Source organism: Ramlibacter sp., from assembly GCF_029866045.1.
Lineage (GTDB): Bacteria > Pseudomonadota > Gammaproteobacteria > Burkholderiales > Burkholderiaceae_C > Ramlibacter.
In genome coordinates, this window is record NZ_JARXAB010000087.1 from 1 (window position 1) to 6103 (window position 6103).

General features: G+C 67.7%; 6 protein-coding genes. 2 read left to right on the plus strand and 4 right to left on the minus strand.

All coding sequences use genetic code 11. The annotated features are described in order from the left end of the window. The first annotated feature begins 315 nt into the window (after positions 1 to 315). Positions 316 to 1296, plus strand: coding sequence for a tripartite tricarboxylate transporter substrate-binding protein (locus tag QE494_RS10010; protein WP_300042915.1), 981 nt, complete (start codon positions 316 to 318; stop codon positions 1294 to 1296). Between the two features lie 18 nt (positions 1297 to 1314). On the opposite strand, the gene QE494_RS10015 is transcribed toward QE494_RS10010, so the two are convergent. The 3 genes from QE494_RS10015 to QE494_RS10025 form a co-directional block, all read right to left on the minus strand. Beyond that, entirely contained in the window at positions 1315 to 2067 is a 753-nt protein-coding gene (locus QE494_RS10015; protein ID WP_300042917.1) for an SDR family NAD(P)-dependent oxidoreductase, read from the minus strand. Positions 2068 to 2106: 39 nt separating this feature from the next. Then, positions 2107 to 3264 carry a CaiB/BaiF CoA-transferase family protein gene (locus tag QE494_RS10020; RefSeq protein ID WP_300042919.1) on the minus strand — a complete coding sequence of 386 codons (1158 nt, stop codon included), beginning with the start codon at positions 3262 to 3264 and terminating at the stop codon, positions 2107 to 2109. Positions 3265 to 3345: 81 nt separating this feature from the next. Then, a complete protein-coding gene (locus QE494_RS10025; RefSeq protein ID WP_300042923.1) occupies positions 3346 to 4527 on the minus strand; it encodes a CaiB/BaiF CoA-transferase family protein in 1182 nt (393 codons plus the stop codon). Between the two features lie 216 nt (positions 4528 to 4743). On the opposite strand from QE494_RS10025, the gene QE494_RS10030 reads away from it, so the two are divergent. Continuing rightward, positions 4744 to 5913 (plus strand): MFS transporter, encoded by a 1170-nt coding sequence (locus QE494_RS10030; protein ID WP_300042925.1) that lies wholly within the window; start codon positions 4744 to 4746, stop codon positions 5911 to 5913. Here the strand turns inward: QE494_RS10030 and QE494_RS10035 are convergent. Then, positions 5906 to 6103: SDR family oxidoreductase (locus QE494_RS10035; protein ID WP_300042927.1), on the minus strand; the 198-nt coding region annotated here is incomplete at its 5' end. The genes QE494_RS10030 and QE494_RS10035 overlap by 8 nt on opposite strands.

The following is a 6103-nucleotide window of genomic DNA, read 5'->3' on the forward strand; positions in this document are numbered from 1 at the left end:
AGGCGAAGCCGGCCGCGGCTGCGCCTTGGCCCAAGTCGAGCACCATCAGCGGCACGCCCATGCGAAGGCCGGACATGCAAGCGTGCACACCAAACTGCGCGCCCACCACGCGAAAGATGCGCTCGCCCAGGCTGCGTTCGGGCTCAGGCAAGGCCATGAATGGCGCTACTTTGATACCCGGGACTAGGGAAAACTTGGAGAGAAGCCAGATCAAGTGAATGCACAATGCATTTTAGAGCCGCGTTCGCGACGCCTCGGCATGACCAGGCGACGCACAGGCTGGGCCCCCTTCTGTTACCCCCTGGAGATACGTCCATGCGCACTTACCGTCGCACCCTGCTGTCCGGCCTCGCCGCCCTCGCGCTTGCGCTTCCCCTCGCCTCGCCGGTTGCGGCGCAGACTGCGACCATTCCTTCGATGATCCGCATCATCGTGCCCTTCGCGCCGGGCGCCAGCACCGATGTGATTGCGCGCGAGATCGCCGCCCAGCTCGGGCCACGCCTGGGCGTGAGTGTCATCGTCGAAAACCGGGCTGGCGCTTCAGGCTTCATCGGCGCCTCTGCGGTTGCCAAAGGTCCTAAGGACGGCTCCATGCTGTTGTTCACATCGAACAGCATGATCAGCGCTGCCGCCACCATGAAAACGGTGCCTATCGATGTGGTGACCGACCTGGTGCCGGTCTCGGTCATGGGCGAGGGCCCGATGGTGATTGCAGCCGCGTCCAGCACCAACATCCGCACCCCGGCCGACCTCCTGGCCGCCGCCCGCGCCAAGCCCGACGTGCTCAGTCATGGCACCGCAGGCGTCGGCACCTTCCCGCACCTGGCCGCCGAAATCCTTAACGACGCGGCCAAAATCCAGATCAAGCACATTCCCTACAAGGGTATGTCGCTGGCCACCACGGACCTGGCCGGCGGCACCATTGATCTGATGCTGGCAGTCAACACCACCTTTGCTGCTGCCATCGATTCGGGCCGTGCACGCCAAGTGGCGGTCACCTCCCTCCAACCTAGCCCGGCCTTCCCCGGCGTGCCGCCCATGGCCTCAGTGGTGCCCGGCTACGAAGCCACGCTGTGGACCGCGGTCTATGCGCCAGTCGGCCTTCCGCCGGCACTGCTGCAGCGCCTGAACAAGGAGGTCAACGAGATCGGCCGCAGCCCTGAGCTTCAGGCCCGGATGAAGGCCGATGGCGCCATTCCGATGGCACTGACCATGGACCAGGCGCGGGTGAAGGTGCGCGATGCCTACACCAACTACAAGCGGGTGGCGACGGCCAAGGGCATCGTCATCGACTGACCCGGTGCCAATGGGGCCTCATGCGTAGGTCGCCGACACGCCACCGTCCACCGCCAGCGTGTGGCCGGTGACGTAGCTGGCCAGGTCGGACAGCAGAAACAGCACCGCGTTGGCCACCTCGTCGGCATCGCCCATGCGTTTGAGCGCACCGCGCCCGGCGATGCCGATCGAGCCGCCGGTCTGCATAGGGGTGTCGATCACCCCCGGTGCCACCGCGTTGACCCGTACGCCGTACTCGCCCATGTCCATCGCCAGGGCGCGGGTGAGGTTGACGACGGCCGCCTTGGAGGCTGAATAGGACGCCCGGCTGTGCTTGGCGGCTTGGCCAGCGATCGAGGCCATGTTGACCATCGCCCCGCCGCGCCGCTCGGCCAGGTGGCGCGCAGCCGCCCGGCAGAAAAACATCACCCCGTCGAGGTTGACGCCCATCACACGGCGCCAGTCCTCATCGGAGAGCGAGAGCACATGGCCGGGCCCAACAATGCCCGCGCTGGCCACCGAATGGGTGATGAGGCCGTGCTCTTGGCGGATGCGGTCGAAGCAGGCGTTCACCGCAGCGGCGTCGCTGACGTCGACCTGGTAGCCATAGCGGCTTGCGTCGGCGTCGCCAGCATAGATGTCGGCCACCGCAGCGGCCAGGCGAGCGGCGTCACGGTCGATCAGCAAGGGCGTGGCGCCCTCCTGCCGCAGCCGGCGGCACACCGCCAGACCAATGCCCGAGGCTGCGCCGGTGACCGGCACCAGGGCCGACTGAAAATCCCAAGCTGCCATGTGAAGTCTCCTTCGCTTCTGCGTCCGCCGAGCCGGTGTTCAGATACCACCCGATCGCCGCATCAGCGCCAGTTCATCGGCGCTGAATCCCCATTCTCCGAGCACCTCGTCGGTGTGCTGGCCCACCTCGGGCGGCGGCCCCTGCACCTGACCCTGGCTGCGTGAAAAGCGCGGGGCCGGCGCGGGCTGAGTGACACCTGCCACCTCCACGAAGTTGCCCCGGGCGCGCTGATGCGGGTCGCCCGGCGCCTCGGCCAGCGACAGCACCGGCGAGAAACAGGTGTCGGTGCCCTCGAAGGCCTGAACCCATTCATCCCGGGTGCGCTGCTTGAAAGCGGCGGCCATGGCAGCCTTGACCTGGGGCCAGCCAGCACGGTCATGCTGCTCGGGAAAGTCTTGTGCGCGCAGGCCCAGCACCTCCATGGTGTTCAGGTAGAAGCTGTGCTCGGTTGAACCGACTGCCACCCATTTGGCGTCGCGCGTTTCGTAGACCTGGTACCAGGGTGCGCCGGAGTCCAGCCGGTTGCTGGCACGCTCGTCGCGCCAGTAGCCCGCCGCAAAGACGCCATAGACCATGGACATCAGCGAGGTGGTGCCGTCGATCATGGCCGCGTCCACCACCTGGCCCTTGCCAGAGCTGCGCGCTTCATGCAGCGCGCACAGGATGCCGAAGGCCAGGTACATGGCGCCACCACCAAAGTCGCCCAGCAGGTTGAGCGGAATGGCGGGCGGCCCCTCCTTGGGGCCCATGGCATGCAACGCGCCCGAGAGGGCGATGTAGTTCAGGTCATGCCCCGGCGCCTTGGCCAGCGGGCCGTCCTGGCCCCAGCCGGTCATGCGGCCATAGACCAGGCGGGGGTTGAGTGACAGGCAGGCGTCGGGGCCCAGGCCCAGGCGCTCCATCACACCGGGGCGAAAGCCCTCCACCAGCACGTCGGCACGGGCAACCATGCGCCGGATCGCCTCGACCGCGACCGGTTTTTTGAGGTCCATGGCCACCGAGCGCTTACCGCGGAACATCACATCGAAGCGGCGCTCCACCGGCAGGCCACTTTCACCCGCATGCTTTCGGTCGATGCGAATCACTTCGGCGCCCATGTCCGCCATGAGCATGGTGCAAAAAGGGCCGGGGCCAACGCCGCCGACCTCGAGGACGCGGAGACCGGCGAGAGGACCGGGATGCGGGGGTTTGTTCACTGAGGCTCCTTGGTTTCGCGCCTGGGGCCGGGAGGATGTGCGGCACAGCGCATGAACGCCTGCGCCGACCCGCTCGCCAGCTCAGGCCGGCAGGTAGACGTCGCCTCGGGCGACCAGTTCGTCAATCTCGGAGGCCGAGTAGGCCTCGGCGAGGATCTCCCGTGTGTGCTCGCCCACACGGGCGCGCAGCTCGCTGCGCGGTGGGCGCTGACCGTCAAAGCGCCAGGGCGGGCGCACCACCGGAATGCCCTTGACCTCGGGGCCGACCAGGCCCAGCCACTGAGTCTGCTCGTGCTCGACCACCTCGTGCATCGAAAGGGCCGGCGCGAAAGGTACGTCGGCCTCGACCAGCAGGCGCTCCCACTCGGCACGTGGCTTCTTGCGAAAAGCGGCCTCCATGATGGCGACCAACGCTTCATAGTTCTCGGGCACCTTGCGCACGTCGTAGGTGGCGTAGCGCGGGTCGTCGATCAACTCCGGGTGGCCGGCCACCCGGGCGAGGTTGCCCCAGAACTTTTGCGACAGCGACAGGTGCACCGTGATCGCGCCACCATCGGCGCACGCAAGGCAGAAGTTCTGCGCCTGCGGGTGGCGCGAATTGCGCACCGGGTCGAAATCGGCCTCGTAGGCATGCGTGAGGGCGTCGATGGTGATCATCGACACCGCCTCATGCAGCGATGTTTCGAGCAAGGTTCCCTTACGGTCCGCGCTGCGCTCGCGGCCCAGAAGCGCCGCCAGGATGCCCATGGCGCTGCCAATGCCGGTGATCAGGTCGGCCATGCAGGTGCCGGTGAGGCGCCGGTTGCCGGCGTCGTTCATGATGGAGTAGATGCCGCCGATGCTCTGGCCGATGGTGTCGTAGGCCGGCCGGTCCACCCAGGGGCCGCCGCTGCCGAAGCCGGAGATCGAGGTGTAGATCAGGCCTGGGTTGAGCGGACGGCAGTCGGCCTCGCCCAGCCCCAGCGCCGCCATCTTGCCCGGGCGCATGTTCTCGATCAGCACGTCGAACTTCGGCACCAAGGCCTTGACCACCCCGGCGCCGGCCTGGCTCTTGAGGTTGACGGCGATGCTCTTCTTGCCGGTGTTGTACTGGATGAAATACGCGTTGTTGTTGTCCTCGCCGCGACGGAAGGCCTCGCCCTGCCTGGGCTCGACCTTGACCACCTCGGCGCCGAGGGAGGTGAGGATCACCCCGGCGTAGGGCGCCGAGATATAGGCGCCAACTTCAAGCACCCGGATGCCGGCAAGGGGCTGCGCTTTCACTTGAGGTCTCCTGTCCTTCGAATCTGGCTGCACGGCCTGAACAATGCATTATGCACGGCAGCAAGATATCAATGTGCATAATGCACCGCAAATGCTCATGGAACGCCGCCTGTGACAGACGCCGCGCCCCCTGCCAATTCGAAAGCGCCGGAGGCGCCGCAACGACCGCAAGGGCCTCAAGGGTCACAGCAGCGCCCCGGAGGCCCAGTGCTGCTGATGCTGGCGACCGCAGCCTTCGTGAGCCTAGCCGGCACCCGCCTGTGCGACGCCATGCTGCCGGCCCTGGCCGAGGCCTTTGACACTGGCACGGTGGAGGCCTCGGCGGTGGTCTCAGCCTATGCGATCGGCTACGCGGTGACCCAGTTGCTCTGGGGCCCGGTGGGCGACCGCCACGGCAAGCTGCGAGTGATCGCGATCGCCGCGCTGGCCTGCACTGCCATCACCCTGGCGGCGGCAGCAGCCACCAGCCTCACCGCGCTGGTACTGGCCCGGGCAGCCATGGGCGCAACCGCGGCGGGCATCTTTCCGCTGGGCCTGGCCTGGATCAGCGACAACGTGCCGCTGGCCCAGCGCCAGCAAGCCCTGGCCCGTTTCTCGGGGGTGTCGGTCTTCGGCATGATCCTCGGCCCGCTGCTCGGCGGCCTGCTGTCCGAGGCCTGGAGCTGGCGCGGTGCCTTTCTGGTGGTGGCGGTCATGTACGCCATCATCGCGTGGGTGGTCTGGCGGCGTGACCGCGCGGCGAAGGCTGAGGCCGCGGCCCAGCCCCAGCCCCAGCCGTCTGCGGGACCGAGCCCCAGCCTGGTTCAGGGCCTGCGTCACCTCTGGGCCCTGCCCTGGGCGCGGGTGGTGCTGCTGGCCACGGCCGCCGAAGTGGCCCTGGGGATCGGCTGCGTGGCGATGGCGCCTACCGTGCTGCATCAGCGCTTCGGCCTGCCCCTGGACAAGGCTGGGGCCGTGGTTGCCCTGTTCGGGATCGGCGGCTTTTTATTCAGCCGGGCGGCGCCCTGGCTGCTGCAGCACATTGCGCGGCCCAGGCTACCGGCCCTGGGAGGCGCGATCATGGGCGCAAGCATCGCCAGCCTGGGAATGATTCCGGACTGGGGCTGGGCGGCGCCCGTCTGCGTGCTGGCCGGCTTTGGCTTCTTCACCCTGCACAACACGCTGCAGGTGCAGGTGACGCAGCTGGCGCCCGATGCCTCGGGGCTGTCCTTCGCAGTCTTTACCGCCAGCAACTTCTTCGGCCAGAGCGCCGGTGTGGCGGTCATCGCGCTGGCCTGGGCCCGGTTCGGCGCTGCGCCGGTGTTCCTGGTCTGCGGCGCCGGGCTTGTGGCGCTGGGGCTGGCGATGAGCGTCCTGATCCAGCGCCGGGGCCAAGCGCTTACTTGAACATGCCGTAGCCGCCGTCCACCGGGATTTCAATCGCGGTGAGGTAGGCACCGGCCTTAGACGCCAGGTAGAGCGCAGCGCCAGCCATGTCGGCCTCGTTGGTCAGGCGCCCCAGCGGGATTTTGGCGGTCAAGGATTCGAGGCCCTTGCGCTCGATGGTGCCCTTGAGCATCTTGCTCGGAAACTGCCC